Source organism: Rahnella inusitata, from assembly GCF_018288855.1.
Taxonomy (GTDB): domain Bacteria; phylum Pseudomonadota; class Gammaproteobacteria; order Enterobacterales; family Enterobacteriaceae; genus Rahnella; species Rahnella inusitata.
Window position 1 is genome coordinate 654,363 of record NZ_CP065024.1, and the last position, 18,750, is coordinate 673,112.

The following is an 18,750-nucleotide window of genomic DNA, read 5'->3' on the forward strand; positions in this document are numbered from 1 at the left end:
AGGGACAAGCAAAACTCGATCAGCTCCCTCTCCTGCGATGAGAAGAGTTGGGGAGGGGTATTGGTGCCATCTTGCGCTAAACCAAATTATCCCTTCGACATGATTTCATGCATTTTTCCTCTGACCTCTGGTGAGCATTTTTTCGACATAGGGTTTATACATAAGTGTATTGGGATCACACTTTTTACCGCAATCAGGCTTTTTCTCACGGAAATATTCCGTCCCCTCTGACAGAAAAGAGACTGCCCTATGTCGAAGATCACGCTCAAGCAGGATGTTTTTTTGGCGGCGTTAACCCGCCAGTGGCAAGCGTTCGGACTCACCAGCGCGAAGGATATGACCCGGCATCAGTGGTGGCATGCGGTCAGCGCCGCCGTCGCCGAACAGCTGCCGCCGCAAAGCGATACCGTCACCAGCAAAAGCAAAAAAGTCACCCGCCACGTTAACTACATTTCGATGGAGTTTCTGGTCGGAAGGCTGACCGGCAACAACCTGATCAACCTCGGCTGGTATGAGAAAATTGCCAGTGCGCTGGAACAGTTCGATATCAATCTGACCGACCTGCTGGAAGAAGAAATCGATCCGGCACTCGGTAACGGCGGGCTGGGTCGCCTGGCAGCCTGTTATCTTGATGCGATGGCGTCAGTCGGGCAACCGGGCATCGGCTATGGCCTGAATTATCAGTACGGCCTGTTCCGCCAGCGGTTTGTCGATGGTAAGCAAAAAGAGTCGCCTGATGACTGGCACCGCAACGACTACCCGTGGTTCCGCCATAACAGCTCGCTGGCGGTGAACGTCGGTATCGGCGGGAAAATCGTCAAAAATGAGCAGGGTGTTGCGCGCTGGGAACCGGAGTTTACCCTGCGCGGCGAAGCCTGGGATCTGCCGGTGATGGGCTATCGCAACGGCGTTACCCAGCCGCTGCGCCTTTGGGAGGCCACTCATCCGCATCCATTTGATCTCGATTTGTTTAACGACGGCGAGTTTCTGAAAGCGGAACAGCAGGGTATCGACGCCGCCAAACTCACCAAAGTACTCTATCCCAATGATAATCATCAGGCCGGTAAACGCCTGCGCCTGATGCAGCAATATTTCCAGTGCGCCTGTTCGGTGGCAGATATCTTGCGGCGTCATCATTTTCTTGGCCGTAAAATCAGCGAGCTACCGGATTACGAAGTTATCCAGCTCAACGATACCCACCCGACCATCGCCATTCCTGAAATGTTGCGTGTGCTTATCGACGAACATCAGATGAGCTGGAACGACGCGTGGCACATCACCAGCCGCACGTTTGCTTATACCAACCACACTTTAATGCCGGAAGCGCTGGAAACCTGGGACGAAAGTCTGGTGCGCAGCCTCCTGCCGCGTCATTTCCAGATCATTAAGCAAATCAACACCAACTTTAAGAAACTGGTCAGCAAAGAGTGGCCGGGTGATGAAGCGGTCTGGGCGAAACTGGCGGTACATCACGACAAACAGGTGCGCATGGCGAATCTGTGCGTGGTCGCCGGTTTTGCGGTGAACGGCGTCGCGGCGCTGCATTCGGATCTGGTGGTCAAAGATCTCTTCCCGGAATATCACCGTCTGTGGCCGGAAAAATTCCACAACGTCACCAACGGCATCACACCGCGTCGCTGGCTGAAACAGTGCAACCCTGCGCTGTCAGCACTGATTGATGACCGTCTGAAAACCGACAGCTGGGTGACTAATCTTGATCTGCTCAAAGAACTGGAAAGCGGCGTCAAAGACAAAAAGTTCTGCAAGCAGTACCGTAAAATCAAGCATGACAACAAAGTGCGGCTGGCGGAGTACGTCTGGCATCGCCTGGGTATCCGGCTCAATCCGGATGCGATTTTCGATGTGCAGATCAAACGCCTGCACGAGTACAAACGTCAGCATCTTAACCTGCTGCATATCCTCTCGCTGTACCGCCAGATCCGCGATAACCCGAAACTCGATATCGTGCCGCGTGTTTTCTTGTTCGGTGCCAAAGCCGCGCCCGGTTATTACCTCGCTAAAAATATTATCTATGCGATCAATCAGGTCGCCGAGAAGATCAATAATGATCCGATCGTCGCGGATCGCATCAAAGTGGTGTTTATCCCGGATTATTGCGTGTCGGTGGCCGAACTGATGATCCCGGCGGCGGACGTGTCTGAGCAGATTTCAACGGCGGGCAAAGAAGCCTCCGGTACCGGCAACATGAAGCTGGCGCTCAACGGTGCGCTGACCGTCGGCACGCTCGATGGCGCGAACGTCGAGATCGCCGAGCAGGTCGGTGAGGACAATATCTTTATCTTTGGCCTGACAGTGGATGAAGTGAAAGCGCAGCTGAAAAAAGGCTACAAGCCAAAAGCGGTGGTGAAAAAAGACAAACACCTGAAAGCGATCCTCGACGAACTGGCCAGCGGTTTTTACGCGAACGGCGACAAAAAAGCCTTCGATCTGATGCTCAACAGCCTGCTCGACGGCGGTGATCCGTATCTGGTGCTGGCCGATTTCGCCCAGTACTGCGAAGCGCAAAAACAGGTGGATGTGCTGTACCGCAACGCCGATGAATGGACGCGCCGCGCGCTGCTCAATACCGCGCGCGTCGGGATGTTCAGCGCCGACCGTTCCATCCGCGATTACCAGCAGCGCATCTGGCAGGCCAAACGTTAGGAGCAGGCATGGAGGACAAGCAACTTATTGAAGCTGCCCGCCGGGCGGGGATTTTAGACAGCTTTATTAACATGGCCGATGAGGTCGAAACGGTCTCCGATGACACCCGTATCGCGCTGCTGGCGGCGATGGGACGTGACCCACAGGACGTCGAAGACGTTACCCCGGTTCCGCCAGTGAAAGTGTTTACCGCAGGCAAAAAAGTGCTGATAACGCCCGCAGGCAGCGGCGAATTTACGTGGCAACTGACGCTGGAAAACGGTGACCAGACGCAGGGAGAAACTCACAGCGGCAACCTGATCAATTTCACCGTCAGTCTGCCCACCGGCTATCACCAGCTGACCTTATCGCAAAATGGTCAGGCCTGGGCGTGCCGGATTATTGTGGTGCCCCCGCGCTGTTTCGAGCCTCGGGCTTTGCGGGAAGGACAAAAATTGTGGGGTGCGACCCTACAGCTGTATACGCTTCGTTCGGAAAATAACTGGGGCGTGGGTGATTTTGGCGATCTTAAAAGGATGGTCGAAGAAGTCGGAAAACGCGGCGGTGCATTTGTCGGGCTGAATCCGATTCATGCGCTTTATCCGGCGAATCCGCTAAGCGCCAGCCCGTACAGCCCGTCGTCCCGCCGCTGGCTGAATCTGACGTATATCGACGTGAATGCCGTGGAAGAGTTTGCCGCGAGCTCACTGGCGCAAAGCTGGTGGCATTCTGTCGAAACGCACGATGCGCTGTTGCAGGCGCGCAGTACGGATTACGTCGATTATCCGCTGGTAATGAAGCTCAAATCCGCCGCGCTGAAACTGGCGTGGCCGCTGTTTGGTGAGCTGCCAGAAGCCAGCTTGCGTAAGCGTGATTTCCGACGTTTTGTGCAAAACGGCGGCGACAGTTTACGCCAGCAGGCGCTGTTCGACGCGCTGCATACCCACCTGCGGGATCTGGATTTGGGCCAGTGGGGCTGGCCGGTCTGGCCCGATGCGTATCGTGATGCGAAAGGCGCAGACGTGGCTGAATTCAGCGAGCGTTACGCCAGTGAAATTGAGTTCTTCATGTGGCAGCAGTGGCTGGCACACACGCAGTTTTCCGCGTGTTATCAGCGCAGCGTTGAACTGGAGATGCCCATCGGGTTGTATCGGGATTTAGCGGTCGGTGTCGCCGAAGGCGGAGCAGAAACCTGGTCGGATCCGGCTTTATATTGCCTGAACGCCACCATCGGCGCACCGCCGGACATCCTCGGGCCGCAGGGGCAAAACTGGGGGCTGCCGCCCATCGATCCGCATGAAATGAAAGCCCGTGCCTATCAGCCATTTATTGACTTACTGCGCGCTAATATGGCGGAGTGCGGCGCGCTGCGTATCGATCACGTGATGGGATTGCTGCGGCTGTGGTGGATACCGGCCGATCAGGAAGCGGGGAGCGGTGCGTATGTGCGTTATCCGCTGGAAGATTTGCTCGGCGTGCTGGCGCTGGAAAGTCAGCGGCATCAGTGCATGGTGATTGGCGAAGATCTTGGCACTGTGCCCAAAGAGATTGTTGCCAGCCTGCGCGACAGCGGCGTCTATTCCTATAAAGTGCTGTATTTCGAGCACGATAAAACCTTCACTTATCGCCCGCCGCAGGATTACGTGGCTCAGGCAATGGCCACGGTCACTACGCATGATTTACCCACGCTGCGTGGGTACTGGGAGGGCGGTGATTTAACGCTCGGTGAGTCGCTGGGCGTGTACCCGGATCCGCAGGTGCTGGAGAAACTGCGCGGCGAGCGGGAGCGCAGTAAACAGGGGCTGCTAAACGCGCTGCATCTGCAACACTGCGTGCCGAAAGGGACATCGCGCCATACTGAAAACATGCCGATGACGCCGGATCTTAACCGGGGTTTGCAGTGTTATCTGGCAGACAGCGCCAGCGCACTGCTCGGCCTGCAACCGGAAGACTGGCTGGATATGGATTTGCCGGTCAATGTGCCCGGCACCAATACCGAATATCCCAACTGGCGGCGAAAACTGACGCGAACGCTGGAGGACATGTTTGGCGATAAGCATATTGATGCCCTGCTCAGTGATTTGAACCAGCGCAGGCAGGTGGTTTCAGCGCCGTCTGCTAAACCCTCTCCCAGCCTCCCGCTTCGCACGGAGAGGCGCTAAAACACGCTTGCCTTCCATCCCGGTTGGGGTGGGGTATTAAGGGCATTTCTAAACCGGAGCCATAAAAAAAGCACCCAATTCACAGGGTGCTTTTTGCATTCTGGCCGATCAACGGTTGATCAGTAGAATGAGTGTTCGCCGCGCTGGTGTTCGGTCAGATCGCGAACGCCTTTCAGCTCTGGGAAGTTTTGCAGCAGTTCTTTCTCGATGCCATCTTTCAGGGTGACATCAATCATTGAACAGCCGTTACAGCCGCCGCCGAATTGCAGAATGGCGATACCATCATCGGTGATTTCCATCAGGGAAACACGGCCACCGTGGCTGGCTAACTGCGGGTTAATCTGCGACTGCAGCTGGTATTCAACACGTTCCATCAGCGGCGCATCGTCAGACACTTTACGCATTTTCGCGTTCGGCGCTTTCAGCGTCAGCTGGGAACCGAGCTGATCGGTCACGAAATCGATCACCGCGTCTTGCAGATAAGGCGCGCTGAGTTCATCGACGAAAGCAGACAGCTTCTCGAACTTCAGTTCGGTATCCGTCGCTTCAACCGCGTCGGGTGGGCAATAGGAGACACCGCACTCTGCGGTTGGCGTACCCGGATTGATCACGAATACGCGGATTTGGGTGCCTTCTTCCTGGTTTGCCAGCAGTTTGGCAAAGTGCTCTTGGGCAGCATCGGTAACAAGGATCATAACATTAGCTCAATAGTTGACTATTCCAGTTGGTTATAATACGCCCTTTGCATTTACCCGTCATCCCTCGTGTTGCCGCAGTGTTAGCAGCACGTGCTTAAGCTTATAGCGTCCGGCAAATACAGCCAATTTGCAGCGAAGCAACTCCCTGTTTACGCAGGATTTTACTGATTTCCCGCACGGTGCTGCCGGTGGTGACCACATCGTCTACCAGCATCACATGCTTATTGTGCAGATTTTCATGACAGGTAAACGCCTTGCGCAAATTCCACTTTCTTTCCCGCTCGGTCAGGCTTTGCTGCGGCGGTGTACGCCGGTTGCGGCGCAGGGCATAGGGCAGAAAATCGCAGTGCAGCCATCGCGCCAGAGGACGGGCGAGCAGTTCACTTTGATTATAGCCGCGTGAGAAATAGCGCTTCTGGTGTAGCGGAACGCTTAAAATAACGTCCGGCCTTGGCAACGACCTTTCGCGCCAGCGCGCCTGCCAGCGCAGTAACAACAGGCGGGCGAGGGCGGTATCCAGCTCCGGCTGTTTCGAGAATTTCAGGCGCAGCACCAGTCCGCTGACCGGCATTTCATAGGGACAGGCGAAGATCATCGCATCCCACGGCGGCGGTTTTTGCAGGCAGCGACCACACTCCAAATGTGCTGCGGCACATGGCAATCCGCAGCGCGGGCAGCAGGGCGGTATGGCGGGCAGATTTTTCATGCACAGACTGCAAATCCCCTGAACTGCAAGATGCAGCGGACACTGGCATAGCCAACAGCGGCTGGCAATTGTTAGCATAGTGGCGGATTCCTTTTGCCATTCAGACAGACACGGACAATACGCTATGAACACGCTTTACCGGGAGACAATCGGCGAGGGAGATCGCCATCTTGTGCTGCTTCACGGATGGGGACTGAATGCACAAGTGTGGCGTTACACCGCCGAGCGGCTTGCGCCGCATTTCTGTCTGCATCTGATCGACCTGCCGGGCTATGGCCGCAGCGAAGGATTTGGCGCGATGACGCTCGAAGAGATGGCGGAAATCGTGCTGGCCGCTGCCCCTGAAAAAGCCGCATGGCTGGGCTGGTCACTGGGCGGACTGGTCGCCAGTCAGATTGCGCTGACAGCGCCGCAGCGGGTGGAAAAACTCATTACTGTCGCCTCCTCGCCCTGTTTCGCTGCGCAGGACGACTGGCCGGGTATCCGCCCCGACGTATTGCACGGGTTCCAGCATCAGCTGAGTGAGGATTTCCAGCGCACCGTCGAGCGTTTTCTGGCGCTGCAAACGCTGGGCAGCGACAGCGCGCGGCAGGATGCGCGTCTGCTGAAATCTATCGTGCTCGGCTTGCCGATGCCGGGCGTAGAGGTGCTCAACGGTGGCCTGGAGATTTTACGCAGCGTCGATTTGCGCCAGCCGATGACCGCGCTGACCGTCCCGTTGTTGCGAGTTTATGGCGCGCTGGACGGTCTGGTGCCGCGCAAAGTGGTGCCGTTGATGGATGAACTGTGGCCGCAGTCGCGTTCGGAAATTATGGGCAAGGCCTCACACGCGCCGTTTATCTCGCATCCGGACGCCTTCTGTTCGATTGTTGAGTCCTTCCTGATTGCAAAATGAAAGGTAATGTAAATATTTTTTTCAAATTTCTGGATAATTTCCAAAGGTGACCAATACTTAAGCCGATATGGCGGAGTGACTGGCAAGCGTAAGTTGTTATGCCTGCCTGTTTGCGTCTCTGGGGAGTTTACTGGTGTTTAACCATGAGGGTCATGCCAGCGCAACGACACTTTACGTTCATATCCTGACGGCTTTTTTGAAAACTATTCATCCAATTTAAAGGTAATGTCATGAAAACTAATAAAATTATCGTTGCGGCAATGCTGACCGGGTTATTCTCAATCAACGCCATGGCGGCGGATATGATCTCCAAAGAAGAAGCCAAAGAAAAAGGTTACACCAGCCTGGGCGTGGTCACGACCAGCAATGAATACACCGCACCAATGGATGCTAAAGAAGAGCTGTCCAAACTGGCTGATGAGAAAGGCGGCAAATACTACGTTGTGATTGCGGCTCAAGAGAAAAAGAAAATCACTGCAACGGCTGAAGTCTTCAAATAAAACAGTTGAACTGAACCTGACTGAGGGATGCCACTGCGCATCCCTTTTTATTTCCACTCATTTTGTGCGCCATCTCCCTTTCTGAATTCCCCATCCTCCTGATTTACCTAATTTAATTTTAATCGTTACTCTTAGAGTAACGAAGTGTCAGACCGCTTAATTGATGGGTTCCCTGTGGATTCCTACACTTAACCCGTTACCTAAACAGGTCAAATGTGATGCAACCGCCACTTGCCTGAACTTCCCCCGTTCTTTCTTTTTCGTTACGTCGGGAAGGCTTCAGCAAGCTCAACCCAGGGAGGTTTGGCATGCCGCAACATCCGCAGACCACGAAAGCGTGGGACACCCGCCGCAATGAAAAACAACGGCGTATCGACAGTGTCCGCTCCGTGGCCGAGGGTAAAGTGTTACCCACCGATAAAATTATTCCTGTTCTGGAAGCGCTGATTGCCTCCGGCGACCGCGTGGTGATGGAAGGGAATAATCAGAAACAAGCCGATTTTCTGTCGCGCTCACTGGCCAAAGTGAACCCTGAAAAGCTGCATGATTTGCATATGATCATGCCGAGCGTCAGCCGCGCCGAACATCTGGATCTCTTCGAACGCGGCATTGCCCGCAAACTCGATTTCGCCTTCTCCGGCCCGCAAAGTCTGCGCATTGCGCAGCTGCTGGAAGACGGTCAGATGGAAATCGGGGCTATTCACACTTACATCGAACTCTATTCCCGCCTGTACGTCGATCTGGTGCCGAACATTGCGCTGATCGCCGGTTTCAAAGCGGACCGTAAAGGGAATCTCTACACCGGCGCGAGCACCGAAGATACGCCTGCGCTGGTCGAAGCGGCGGCCTTTAAAAACGGCATCGTGATTGCGCAGGTCAACGAACTGGTCGAAGACGACGCCGACCTGCCGCGCGTGGACATTCCCGGCGACTGGATTGATTTCGTGGTGGTGGCCGATAAGCCGTTCTTCATCGAACCGCTGTTCACCCGCGATCCGCGCCTGATTAAACCGGTTCACGTCCTGATGGCGATGATGGCTATCAAAGGCATCTACGCCAAACACAACGTGCAGTCGCTAAACCACGGCATCGGCTTTAACACCGCGGCTATCGAACTGCTGCTGCCGACCTACGGCGAACAGCTCGGCCTGCGCGGCAAAATCTGTAAACACTGGACGCTCAACCCGCACCCGACGCTGATCCCCGCTATCGAAAGTGGCTGGGTGGATACCGTTCACTGCTTCGGCGGCGAACTGGGAATGGAAGAGTATATCCGCGCCCGTCCTGACGTGTTCTTCACTGGCCGGGACGGCTCGATGCGATCTAACCGCGCGTTCTGCCAAATGGCCGGTCAGTACGCGGTGGACATGTTCATCGGTTCCACCTTGCAGGTTGATGGCCTCGCTAACTCCTCCACCGTGACCCGCGGGCGTCTCGCCGGTTTCGGTGGTGCGCCAAACATGGGACATGACCCGCACGGTCGCCGCCACGCCACGCCTGCCTGGCTCGATATGATCGAAGAGCCGGACCCGCTGGCGCGCGGTAAAAAGCTGGTGGTGCAGATGGTTGAAACCTTCCAGGCCGGTGGCAAACCGACGTTCGTGGAAAAACTCGAAGCGGTGGATGTGGGTAAAGAATCCGGTATGCCGCTGGCACCGGTGATGATTTATGGCGATGACGTCACCCACGTCCTGACCGAAGAAGGGATCGCCTATCTGCATCGCGCCCGCTCTCTGGAAGAACGCCGTGCGATGGTTGCGGCGGTCGCCGGGATCACCGATATCGGGCTGGGCGTTGACGCCAAACGCGTTGCCGACCTGCGCCGTCAGGAACTGGTGGTCTTCCCGGAAGACATGGGTATTCGCCGCACCGACGCCACCCGTTCTTTACTCGCAGCTGGCAGCGTGAGCGATCTGGTTGACTGGTCCGGCGGCTTGTATAACCCGCCTGCCAAATTCCGCAGCTGGTGATCCTGATGCCGCAGACTTTACCGATTGGCGCTGTGCTGACAGCGGAAGAACTGGCCGAAAGGCTGGCAGACACGGCGACGCAGGCGCTGATCGACGAAGCGCGGCTTAGCCCGAAACCGGGGCTGGTGGACAGCCGGAGTTCTGGCGCACATCAGGATTTGAATCTGGATCTGATGGTGCGTTCGGCGCACAGCCTGACCCCGACGTTCTATGCGCTGGCGTTACACAGCTGGCAGCGCCCGGCGGATATCGCCCTGCGTCAGGACATCGGACGTTTAGGCCGTGCAGGTGAGGCGCAGATGATGGTGGAAACCGGCGGCGTCAATACGCACCGCGGCGCTATCTGGGCGATGGGGTTGCTGGTCAGCGCCGTTGCCATGCAGCCGGAAAGCCTGCTGCCGCAGCACATTGCGCAGCGCGCCGCAAAAATCGCGGCATTGCCCGACGCATTCAGCCCGAAAAAATTCAGTAAAGGCTCGCACGCCGTGCAGCGTTATCAGGTGCCCGGCGCGCGCGAAGAGGCGCAGGGCGGATTCCCGCACATTATCGACTGCGCGCTGCCGCAGCTGCATCGCAGCCGTTCGCGCGGCGCCAGTGAAAGCGAAGCGCAGGTCGATGCATTACTGGCGGTGATGACCCGGCTTACCGATACCTGCGTGCTGTCGCGCGGTGGTTTACCGGCGCTGCACGCGATGCATCAGGGCGCGCAGGCGGTGCTCGCAGCCGGTGGAATGCACTCGGTTGCAGGCAGACAGCAATTACGGCGTCTGGAACGCCGGATGCTGGCCGATAACGTCTCGCCCGGTGGTGCAGCCGACTTACTGGCCGCGACCCTGTTTCTCGACAGCGTCAGCGAACCGCACACGATACGAATTAACTAACATCAGTAAAAAGAGGTGTTATGGAACGTTTTGAATTTAGTTACCCGGCGGCCAAGCCGCTGGCAGATCACGCCCAGGCGGGCGTGGTGGGTTCCGGCGACTTAGAAGCGCTGTATGAACCCCACGCCACACAGGCGCTGAAAATTTCAGTGACCACTTCCGTCGATGGCAGCCACAGCCTGTGGCTGCACTTTTTCGACCGTCTGAGCACCCTGCGCGAACTACCGGCAGGTCGCCTCGACATCCATGATTTTGGCGCCACACCAGGGGTTGCCCGTCTGCGTATCGAACAAGTCTTTGAGGAGGCTGAGCATGCAAACTGATCCCGATCAGAGCTTTATCGAGCTGAGTGCCCGTCAGCGCGCCCGCAAATTGCTGGACGCCGGGACTTTCCGCGAACTGCTGGGGCCGTTCGACCGCATCATGTCGCCGTGGCTGGAACCGCAGGGCATTGTCCCGCAGGCCGATGACGGCATGGTGGTCGCCAAAGGCCAGATCAACGGCCAGCCCGCCGTGGTTGTTGCGATTGAAGGCAGCTTCCAGGGCGGCAGCATGGGTGAAGTGTCCGGGGCAAAAATGGCCGCTGCCTTGGAAATGGCAGCGGAAGATAACCGCAACGGTATCCCGACGCAGGCGGTTCTGCTGCTGGAAACCGGTGGCGTACGTTTGCAGGAAGCCAATCTGGGGCTGGCGGCAATCGCCGACATTCACGCCGCGATCGTAGATTTACGCCGCTATACGCCGGTGATTGGCGTCGTGGCCGGAACCGTCGGCTGCTTCGGCGGGATGTCGATTGCCGCCGCGTTGTGCAGCTATCTGATTGTCACCCGTGAAGCACGCCTCGGCCTGAACGGCCCGCAGGTGATCGAACAGGAAGCCGGGATCGATGAATACGATTCCCGCGACCGCCCGTTTATCTGGAGTATGACCGGCGGCGAAGTGCGCTATCACAGCGGTTTTGTTGATGCGCTGGTAAAAGATTCCCTTGTTGAAGTGAAAGACAACGTGCTGGCCTTCATCAAAAAAGGCGTCCCTGTGACACACCGTTCTGATAATTATGAGTATTACCTGCCAAAACTGACCGGTTTTGACACCGCGCAGCAGGCCAGCCGTGACGTGACGGAAGCCTTGTTTAACCGGGAGGATCGCGCATGAGCACTTTTAAGAGCAACACCGTCAGCCGGGGTGATTACTGGTTTGCCGAACTGACCAAAGACGCCACGCCGGTGGCCGGGCTGTGCTCCTCCGTGAAAGCGGCAGACGGCAAAATTAACGATCAGGCCGTGCGTTTTATCGCCGTGGTGCCCGATAAAAACAATCATTATCCGCGCGCCGCGGGCGGTGAAGTCGGTCTGCTGGAAGGCTGGACGCTGGCGAAGGTCGTCAACGATGTGATTGCCGCCGATGCCAATGCAGCTACCAAACGCGCCATCGTGGCGGTGATTGATGTGCCAAGTCAGGCGTATGGCCGTCGCGAAGAAGCGTTCGGCATTCATCAGGCGCTGGCCGGTGCCGCAGGCGCTTATGCCCGCGCGCGTCTGGCCGGGCATCCGGTTGTCGGGCTGATTGTCGGTAAGGCGATGTCCGGGGCGTTTCTGGCGCATGGCTATCAGGCCAACAAGCTGATCGCTTTCAAGAATAACGGCGTGATGATCCACGCGATGGGGAAAGAATCCGCCGCACGTATCACCCTGCGCTCGGTGGACGCGCTGGAAAAACTGGCGGCGACCATTCCGCCGATGGCCTACGACATCGAAAACTACGCCACGCTGGGACTGCTGTCACAACTGCTCGACATCGCTGATCCCGACAGCGCAACGCCTGACGATATCGCCCGTGTCGAAAACACGGTCTGGCAAAACATTCTGGACGCACGCAAAGAAGGCGTAAGCCTCAGCAACCGTCTGGGTGCCGAAAACCGCGCCAGTTCGCAGCGCGTTCGCCAGCAGATGCGCCAGGAATGGTAATTCGTTAACTACTTTCAGTCTCAACCGGTAACGCACCTGCAAACAGCGTGACGCAGCCGCATCGCGGGTTCCGCCCTGATGATTCGTCAGGGCGCGAGCCTGCTGTTGTCTGCAACTGGACTGTCATACTAAAAAAACCATCGCACCGGCGCTGACTGAGCATTCATTTTTGTCTCAGGAAACTCGCTATGACTTACGTAATTTTGCACGCGCTTGCCCCTATTTTCGTCATCATGATCCTCGGTTTTTATGCCGGGAAAGCGAAAATGGTGGATAACCAGAATGTCTCTTTACTGAATATTTTCGTGATGGATTTCGCTTTACCCGCTGCGCTGTTTGCAGCGACCGTACAAACACCGTGGTCGGGCATTGTCGAACAGTCACCGCTGATTCTGGTACTGGTGCTGGCGATGTGGATAACCTACGCGGCGATCTATTTTATTTGCACCAAAGTATTTAAGAAGTCCGCACAGGACGCCGCCGTGCTGACGCTGACCGTCGCGCTGCCAAACTATGCCGCGCTCGGCCTGCCTATTCTGAGCAGCGTAATGGGTGATGCGCCTTCAACGTCGCTGTCTGTGGCGGTTTCCATCGCCTGCGGTTCCGTGCTGATGACGCCGTTCTGTCTGCTGATTCTGGAACGTGAAAAAGCGCGTTTAAGCGGCGAAAATCAGGGCTCATCGCTGGCGCTGCTGCCGGTACTGATGTGGCGTTCGGTGAAAAAACCCATCGTCTGGGCACCGCTGCTGGGTGTGATTCTGGCGGCAATTGGGATTAAAATGCCGGAAATTTTCCTGGCGTCGATCAAGCCTTTGGGTCTGTCAGCGACCGCTTCTGCGCTGTTCCTGACCGGTGTGATCCTCTCCGCCCGTAAGCTGAAAATTAACGGCCCGGTGCTGTTATCCTGTATCGCGAAAAACCTGATCCAGCCGTTTATCGCCTGGGGTCTGGTGCTGGCGTTTGGCCTGAGCGGTCAGGTGGCGGTGACGGCAATTCTGATGATTGCGCTGTCCGCCGGTTTCTTCGGTATCGTATTTGGTAACCGTTTTGGGGTGCAGTCGCCGGATGCTGAAGCGTCTCTGCTGATTAGCTCCGTGCTGTGCATTGTGACGCTGCCGCTGTTTATCACGCTGACCGCTTCACTTCACTGATAAGAAAGGATGCAGAACGATGTCTCAACCGCGTGCCCATGATTTTATCTGGATCGCTGACCGCTCCGCGCTCGACAGCGACGACGCCTTACCCGCGTGGGTAAACAGCAGCTGGCGCACCGCGCTGCCGCTGGTGGTGCGCCGCGATGTACGTGCTGATGGCGCTGTCCCGGTGGGCATTCGCGGGCTGACCCGCATTCAGCGTGCCGCCGCCTGGGTTAGCCCGGCGGCGATCGTGCGGGTCGTGACGCCGGAATCACTGGTCAGCGACGTCAATGTGCTTCTGCACTCACCGTTTGTTTCACAGCAACCGGTGCAGGCGCTGATTACGTTGTGCAGAATGCAGCTGCCTTTCATGTGGGGCGTGACGGGCAGCTGCGCCTATGCGCTGGCCAGTGACCTTCCGGTGATGCACGCCGACAGCGATCTGGATTTGCTGGTGCGCTGCGACGCACCGGTCAGCCGCGCACAGTTCACCGAATTTTATGAACGGCTTCAGCGACTGGTGTGCCGTGCCGATGTCCAGATCAATACACCACAAGGCGGATTTGCTCTCAGCGAATGGCTGCGTGGCGGTGACGTGATGCTGAAAACTGACACCGGCCCGTTGCGGGTGCGTGACCCGTGGCAATTGCTGGCAGGCTGAGGCCTGCCACCAAGGAGCACGATGAAAATCCTCTTTACTTTCCCCGGTCAGGGGCCGCAGGTACCGCAGATGCTGCACCGTTTACCGGACAATGCCCTGACGCACTCCCTTATTGAACAGGCCAGCCGCGCGCTCGGCGAAGACGTTCTGCTCCTCGACACCGCCGACGCATTGCGCGATACCCGCGCGGTTCAGCTCTGCTTGCTGACCGCCGGTGTTATCTGGGCAAAACAATGTCAGGCCGAAGGCATCGAGCCTGATTTTTGCAGCGGCCTGTCGATTGGTGCGTTTCCCGCTGCGGTGATCGCCGGTGCGCTGGACTTCTCACAGGCAGTGAAACTGGTCGCGTTGCGCGGCGAACTGATGCAGCAGGCGTATCCGCAGGGGTTTGGCCTCTCGGCGATCACCGGCCTGCGTCAGAATCAAGTCGAAGCATTAGTGGCGCAGGTCAACACGGCGGGATCACCGGTCTATCTGGCCAATATCAATGCCGAAGATCAGCTGGTGATCGCTGGCAGTGACGCCGCGATGCAGGAAGTGATGGCGCTTGCCAAAGCGCAGGGCGCGCAGAAAACCCACCGGCTGGCGGTCAGCGTGCCGTCGCATTGTGCGTTGCTCGATGAACCCGCCGCAAAACTGGTTGAAGCGTTCAAAGATGTGACGATTTCCCGCCCGACCTGTGGTTATCTTAGTGGCACCACCGGGCGCGTTTACTGGCAGCCGGAGAAAATCGCCGACGATTTGGCAATGAATATGGCACGTACCGTGAACTGGCGTGACGCGATGGTTGCGGCGTATGAGCGCGACGTGCGCCTGGCACTCGAAATGCCCCCCGGCGCGGTGCTTAGCGGGCTCACCCGACGCGCGATGGAACAGGGCGAAGCGCTGTCGTTATGCCAGTCCGGGATGCAGGTGGCGGGACGTCTCGCAGCGCGGTTACGGGAAAATGAGCGGTAAAAGGGTCAGCGCTTGCGGCTCGCCAGCGCATACATCCGGCTTTCGGCTGCGAGGGCGAGCAGGTTCGGGTCGTGCTCGCGGCTGTGCGGGAACACCAGCGCGATGGTCTGACGCATCTGATAGGCTTCGGCCAGCGGCAGTAAACGTACCGTATTTTCATACACTCCCTTCATCCGGCCAGGGATCAGCGTATAGCCGACGCCCGCCTGCACCAGACTCAGCATTGAGAAAATGTCATTTACCCGCGTCACAATATCCGGCTCAAATCCGGCAATCTGAAATGCTTCCTGAAACCCGTGGTAAGTCGCGAATCCTTCGGCCAGTGAGACGAATTTTTCCTGTTTGAAATCCCGCAAATCCGCCGTGCCCTCGGTTGCCATTTCTGAACTGGCAGGCGCGGCGAGGAAAATATCATCCTGAAAAAGCGGCAGCTGATCGTAACGTTGGGCGTCGATACTGGAGTCGCTGGTGGAAATCAGGATGGCATCGAGCTGGCCGTCTTCCAGCTTGTGCAGCAAATCATTGTTCGAGCCCATCACCAGTTCCAGCTCAAGTTCCGGACGGCGCAGTTTCAGCCCCATGATGAGGCGCGGAATGGTTTCCAGCGTCAGGGAATACAGCGTGCCGAGCTTCAGGCTTTTGTCGCCAAATCCGGCGGCGCGCTGGGTGGCCTGAATGCCGTGTTCCATCTGTTCGATGACCTGCGTGGCGTGTTCCAGCAACGCTTCGGCGGCGGGCAGTGGTAACAGGTTGCGGCCTTTGTGGATGAACAGCGGACAGCGCAACCCTTCTTCCAGAGAATGTAGCGCACGATGCACGCTGACGCTGCTCAGTCCGAGCTGTTCGGCGGCGCGGCTGATGTTCTGCTTTTCCATGTAGGCGAGGAAAATTTCGAGTTTGCGGAAAGTGATTTCACTGTCGATCATACGGGTTCCTGCGGCGCAGTTGCGGCCTGAGGATAATAGCCGCAGTGCGGCTATTGAGAAAGGATTGGAATCAATGCGGGATGAGCTGATAGCTGACCGTCAGGCATTTTTTGCCTTCGGCGCAGCTTTTGCAGCCGCCGGAGAGGCAGCTGTCGTCGGCGTCGATGGCTTCGGCTTTGCGCATGGCGACCAGCCTTTCAAGCATCGCCTGCACCAGTGGCTGCGGGGTATTGAGTTGCAGACTAAGCTGGCGGGCATCCGCCCGGCCAGCCAGTGCGAGACTGTCGCGTACCTCAATCAGAGTGGCCATCATATCTCCTAGTGGCAATCGCTGCCGGTCGCGGGTTCACAGCAGGCCGCCGCTTTACGCGGTTGCAGATGCAGGCTAACGCGGCTGCGGGCGTTGCGCAGGGCGATAAGCACCAACGCGTTAAAGGCCAGCACGATTAGAATGATGGTCATACTGTGTCCCGGATGATCGCGGAAGGTGGCTGCCTGATAGAACAACGTTGCCAGAGAATAGGCGACGTTCAGCCCCCAGAAGATCGAGAAGGTCATCCAGCTGCGGCTGGTTTCACGGGCAATCGCCCCCATCACGGACACGCAAGGTACGTAGAGCAGCACGAAGATCAGATAGCTGTAGGCCGAAATCGCTGAGCCAAATTTGTTGCTCATGACGCCCATCGAGCTGACGCCCATTTCGCCGTCGCCTTTACTGGCTTCGATCGGGTTAGACAGCACACTGATGCTGAATGTGTCTTTCAGCCCCTGCCAGGTCTCTTTCACCGCGCCGCCCAGTTCATCCACCAGGTTAAAATTCGCCGCATCAAATTCTTCATTGGTGATGTGTTCGGCGGTGTAAAGGGTGTTCAGCGTACCGACCACCACTTCTTTCGCCATCGCACCGGTCACCAGACCGACGGTTGCCTGCCAGTTGTCACTGTGCACACCCATCGGCGCGAGCACCGGCGTCAGCACTTTACTGACCGAGGCCAGCGCCGAATCATTGATGTTATTCACCGCGTTGCCGCTGAACGAGAAGCTGTTCAGTGCGCCGATGAAAATACTGGCGATGACGATGACTTTACCGGCGCGCAGCACGAAACCTTTCAGACGCTGCCAGGTTTGCAACAGCAGGCTTTTCAGATGCGGAACGTGATACACCGGCAGTTCCATCACGAACGGTGACGCTTCGCCGCGCATGATGGTGTATTTGAGCAGCAGGCCGGTGAGGATGGCGACCACAATGCCCAACAAATACAGTGAGAAGACGATGGAGGCGCCGTCCTGCCCGAAGAACGCTGCGGAGAAAACGGCGAAGATAGCCAGACGTGCGCCGCAGGACATAAACGGCGCCATCATGACGGTGATCAGGCGTTCGCGCGGGGCGTCCAGCGTACGCGCACCCATAATCGACGGAACGTTACAGCCGAACCCGACAATGAGCGGCACGAAGGATTTGCCGGGCAGGCCAAGCGCCTGCATCAGCCTGTCCATCACGAACGCGGCGCGCGCCATGTAACCGGAATCTTCAAGGAAGGAGAGGAACAGATACATCATGCCGATTTGCGGCACCAGCGGCAGAACGGTGTTGATCCCGCCGCCCACGCCCTGCGCGAGGAAAATGGTCAGCCATTGCGGGAAGTGCAGGGTAAAACCAATCCACTGCATGCCCTGAATGAAAATCGCCGCGGAACCAATATCGAAAATCGGTTGCAGCGCACCGCCGATGTTGATCGCCAGAACGAACATCAGGTACATCACCAGCAGGAAAATCGGTACGCCGAGGAAACGGTTGAGGATCACGCGGTCCAGCACCTGCGTCAGTTTATTCGGCGCGGTGAGGTGCGAGTTGCTGATTTCAGCACTCAGCTGGGCAATGGACTGATAGCGCGCATCGGCGATCAGCAGCGCCGGATCGTCCAGCTCCTGTGCTGCCAGCCGCGCTTTCACTTCCGGCAGCAGCTGTTGCGCGTTACCGGCGTGGGTCTGGCTGTAGATATCGCCTTCAAGAATTTGCAAAGCCAGCCAGCGGCGTTGTTGCAGCGCCATCTCTGACGGCATGGCGGCGGCCAGCACGTCCACTTCCTGTTGCAGCAGCGGAGGGTAGGTCACGCGCGCAAGCGTCGTGGCCGGTGGCAACGAGTCGATGGCCGTTTTCAGTTCTTTAATGCCGGAGGCGCGGGTAGATACCAGTGCGATCACCGGGCAGCCCAGACGCGCAGACAGCGCCGGGATATCGATATTGATGTTCTGGATTTTGGCGATGTCGAGCATGTTCAGCGCGACGATGCACGGAATGCCGAGCTCGAGCAGTTGCAGTGTCAGGTAAAGATTGCGCTCAAGGTTGGAGGCATCCACAACGTTAATCATCAGGTCGGCATCGCCGCTGAGAATGTAGTGGCAGGCAATCTGTTCGTCGAGCGAGGTTTGTTCGGAGATGGTGGTCAGGGAGTAAGTGCCCGGTAAATCCACCAGCGTGATTTTGTGATCTTCGGTGGCGAACTGGCCTTCTTTGCGTTCGACAGTCACGCCCGCCCAGTTACCCACGCGCTGGCGTGAACCGGTCAGCTGATTAAAAAGGGTGGTTTTACCTGAGTTGGGATTACCAATCAGGCCAATGGTCAGTGCTTTCATACGTTCAGATC

General features: G+C 57.3%; 17 protein-coding genes. 12 read left to right on the forward strand and 5 right to left on the reverse strand.

All coding sequences use genetic code 11. The features are described 5' to 3' along the window. Window positions 1-249: 249 nt before the first annotated feature. A complete protein-coding gene (gene malP / locus I2123_RS02985) occupies window positions 250-2,664 on the forward strand; it encodes a maltodextrin phosphorylase (protein ID WP_112167527.1) in 2,415 nt (804 codons plus the stop codon). 8 nt (window positions 2,665-2,672) lie between these two features. Next, window positions 2,673-4,805 (forward strand): 4-alpha-glucanotransferase, encoded by a 2,133-nt coding sequence (gene malQ / locus I2123_RS02990; RefSeq protein WP_213051784.1) that lies wholly within the window; start codon window positions 2,673-2,675, stop codon window positions 4,803-4,805. A 119-nt stretch (window positions 4,806-4,924) separates the two neighbouring features. Here malQ and nfuA read toward each other — a convergent pair whose 3' ends face one another. Together nfuA and gntX are read right to left on the reverse strand one after the other, a co-directional pair. Continuing rightward, complete coding sequence (gene nfuA / locus I2123_RS02995; protein ID WP_112167529.1) at window positions 4,925-5,500, reverse strand: Fe-S biogenesis protein NfuA; 576 nt, start codon at window positions 5,498-5,500, stop codon at window positions 4,925-4,927. Between the two features lie 103 nt (window positions 5,501-5,603). After that, window positions 5,604-6,287, reverse strand: coding sequence for a DNA utilization protein GntX (gntX, locus tag I2123_RS03000; protein ID WP_213051785.1), 684 nt, complete (start codon window positions 6,285-6,287; stop codon window positions 5,604-5,606). Window positions 6,288-6,333: 46 nt separating this feature from the next. Here gntX and bioH point away from each other — a divergent pair, with 46 nt between their 5' ends. The 10 genes from bioH (at window position 6,334) to mdcH (ending at window position 15,176) form a co-directional block, all read left to right on the forward strand. Then, window positions 6,334-7,104: a pimeloyl-ACP methyl ester esterase BioH gene (bioH, locus tag I2123_RS03005; protein ID WP_213051786.1), complete on the forward strand. Its 771-nt coding sequence runs from the start codon at window positions 6,334-6,336 to the stop codon at window positions 7,102-7,104. A 230-nt stretch (window positions 7,105-7,334) separates the two neighbouring features. Further along, on the forward strand, window positions 7,335-7,604 hold the full coding sequence (locus I2123_RS03010; RefSeq protein WP_112167532.1) for a YdgH/BhsA/McbA-like domain containing protein: 270 nt from the start codon (window positions 7,335-7,337) through the stop codon (window positions 7,602-7,604). Between the two features lie 308 nt (window positions 7,605-7,912). Further along, a complete protein-coding gene (gene mdcA, locus I2123_RS03015) occupies window positions 7,913-9,574 on the forward strand; it encodes a malonate decarboxylase subunit alpha (RefSeq protein WP_112167533.1) in 1,662 nt (553 codons plus the stop codon). A gap of 5 nt (window positions 9,575-9,579) precedes the next feature. Continuing rightward, entirely contained in the window at window positions 9,580-10,455 is an 876-nt protein-coding gene (locus tag I2123_RS03020) for a triphosphoribosyl-dephospho-CoA synthase (RefSeq protein ID WP_213051787.1), read from the forward strand. A gap of 20 nt (window positions 10,456-10,475) precedes the next feature. Further along, the gene (locus I2123_RS03025) at window positions 10,476-10,778 is read left to right on the forward strand and encodes a malonate decarboxylase subunit delta (protein ID WP_213051788.1); all 303 of its coding nucleotides are present in this window, start codon (window positions 10,476-10,478) and stop codon (window positions 10,776-10,778) included. Then, window positions 10,768-11,610 (forward strand): biotin-independent malonate decarboxylase subunit beta, encoded by an 843-nt coding sequence (locus tag I2123_RS03030; RefSeq protein WP_213051789.1) that lies wholly within the window; start codon window positions 10,768-10,770, stop codon window positions 11,608-11,610. The genes I2123_RS03025 and I2123_RS03030 overlap by 11 nt, the downstream gene beginning before the upstream one ends. Next, window positions 11,607-12,422 carry a biotin-independent malonate decarboxylase subunit gamma gene (gene mdcE, locus I2123_RS03035; protein WP_213051790.1) on the forward strand — a complete coding sequence of 272 codons (816 nt, stop codon included), beginning with the start codon at window positions 11,607-11,609 and terminating at the stop codon, window positions 12,420-12,422. The genes I2123_RS03030 and mdcE overlap by 4 nt, the downstream gene beginning before the upstream one ends. Before the next feature lie 188 nt (window positions 12,423-12,610). After that, window positions 12,611-13,573 (forward strand): AEC family transporter, encoded by a 963-nt coding sequence (locus I2123_RS03040; protein ID WP_213051791.1) that lies wholly within the window; start codon window positions 12,611-12,613, stop codon window positions 13,571-13,573. 19 nt (window positions 13,574-13,592) lie between these two features. Further along, window positions 13,593-14,219 (forward strand): malonate decarboxylase holo-ACP synthase, encoded by a 627-nt coding sequence (locus I2123_RS03045; RefSeq protein ID WP_213051792.1) that lies wholly within the window; start codon window positions 13,593-13,595, stop codon window positions 14,217-14,219. Between the two features lie 21 nt (window positions 14,220-14,240). Further along, window positions 14,241-15,176 (forward strand): malonate decarboxylase subunit epsilon, encoded by a 936-nt coding sequence (gene mdcH, locus I2123_RS03050; RefSeq protein WP_213051793.1) that lies wholly within the window; start codon window positions 14,241-14,243, stop codon window positions 15,174-15,176. Between the two features lie 5 nt (window positions 15,177-15,181). On the opposite strand, the gene I2123_RS03055 is transcribed toward mdcH, so the two are convergent. The 3 genes from I2123_RS03055 to feoB form a co-directional block, all read right to left on the reverse strand. Beyond that, window positions 15,182-16,102, reverse strand: coding sequence for a LysR family transcriptional regulator (locus I2123_RS03055; RefSeq protein WP_112167541.1), 921 nt, complete (start codon window positions 16,100-16,102; stop codon window positions 15,182-15,184). 70 nt (window positions 16,103-16,172) lie between these two features. Next, the gene (locus I2123_RS03060) at window positions 16,173-16,412 is read right to left on the reverse strand and encodes a FeoC-like transcriptional regulator (RefSeq protein WP_112167542.1); all 240 of its coding nucleotides are present in this window, start codon (window positions 16,410-16,412) and stop codon (window positions 16,173-16,175) included. An 8-nt stretch (window positions 16,413-16,420) separates the two neighbouring features. Continuing rightward, window positions 16,421-18,739, reverse strand: coding sequence for a Fe(2+) transporter permease subunit FeoB (feoB, locus tag I2123_RS03065; RefSeq protein WP_213051794.1), 2,319 nt, complete (start codon window positions 18,737-18,739; stop codon window positions 16,421-16,423). Window positions 18,740-18,750 lie beyond the last annotated feature (11 nt).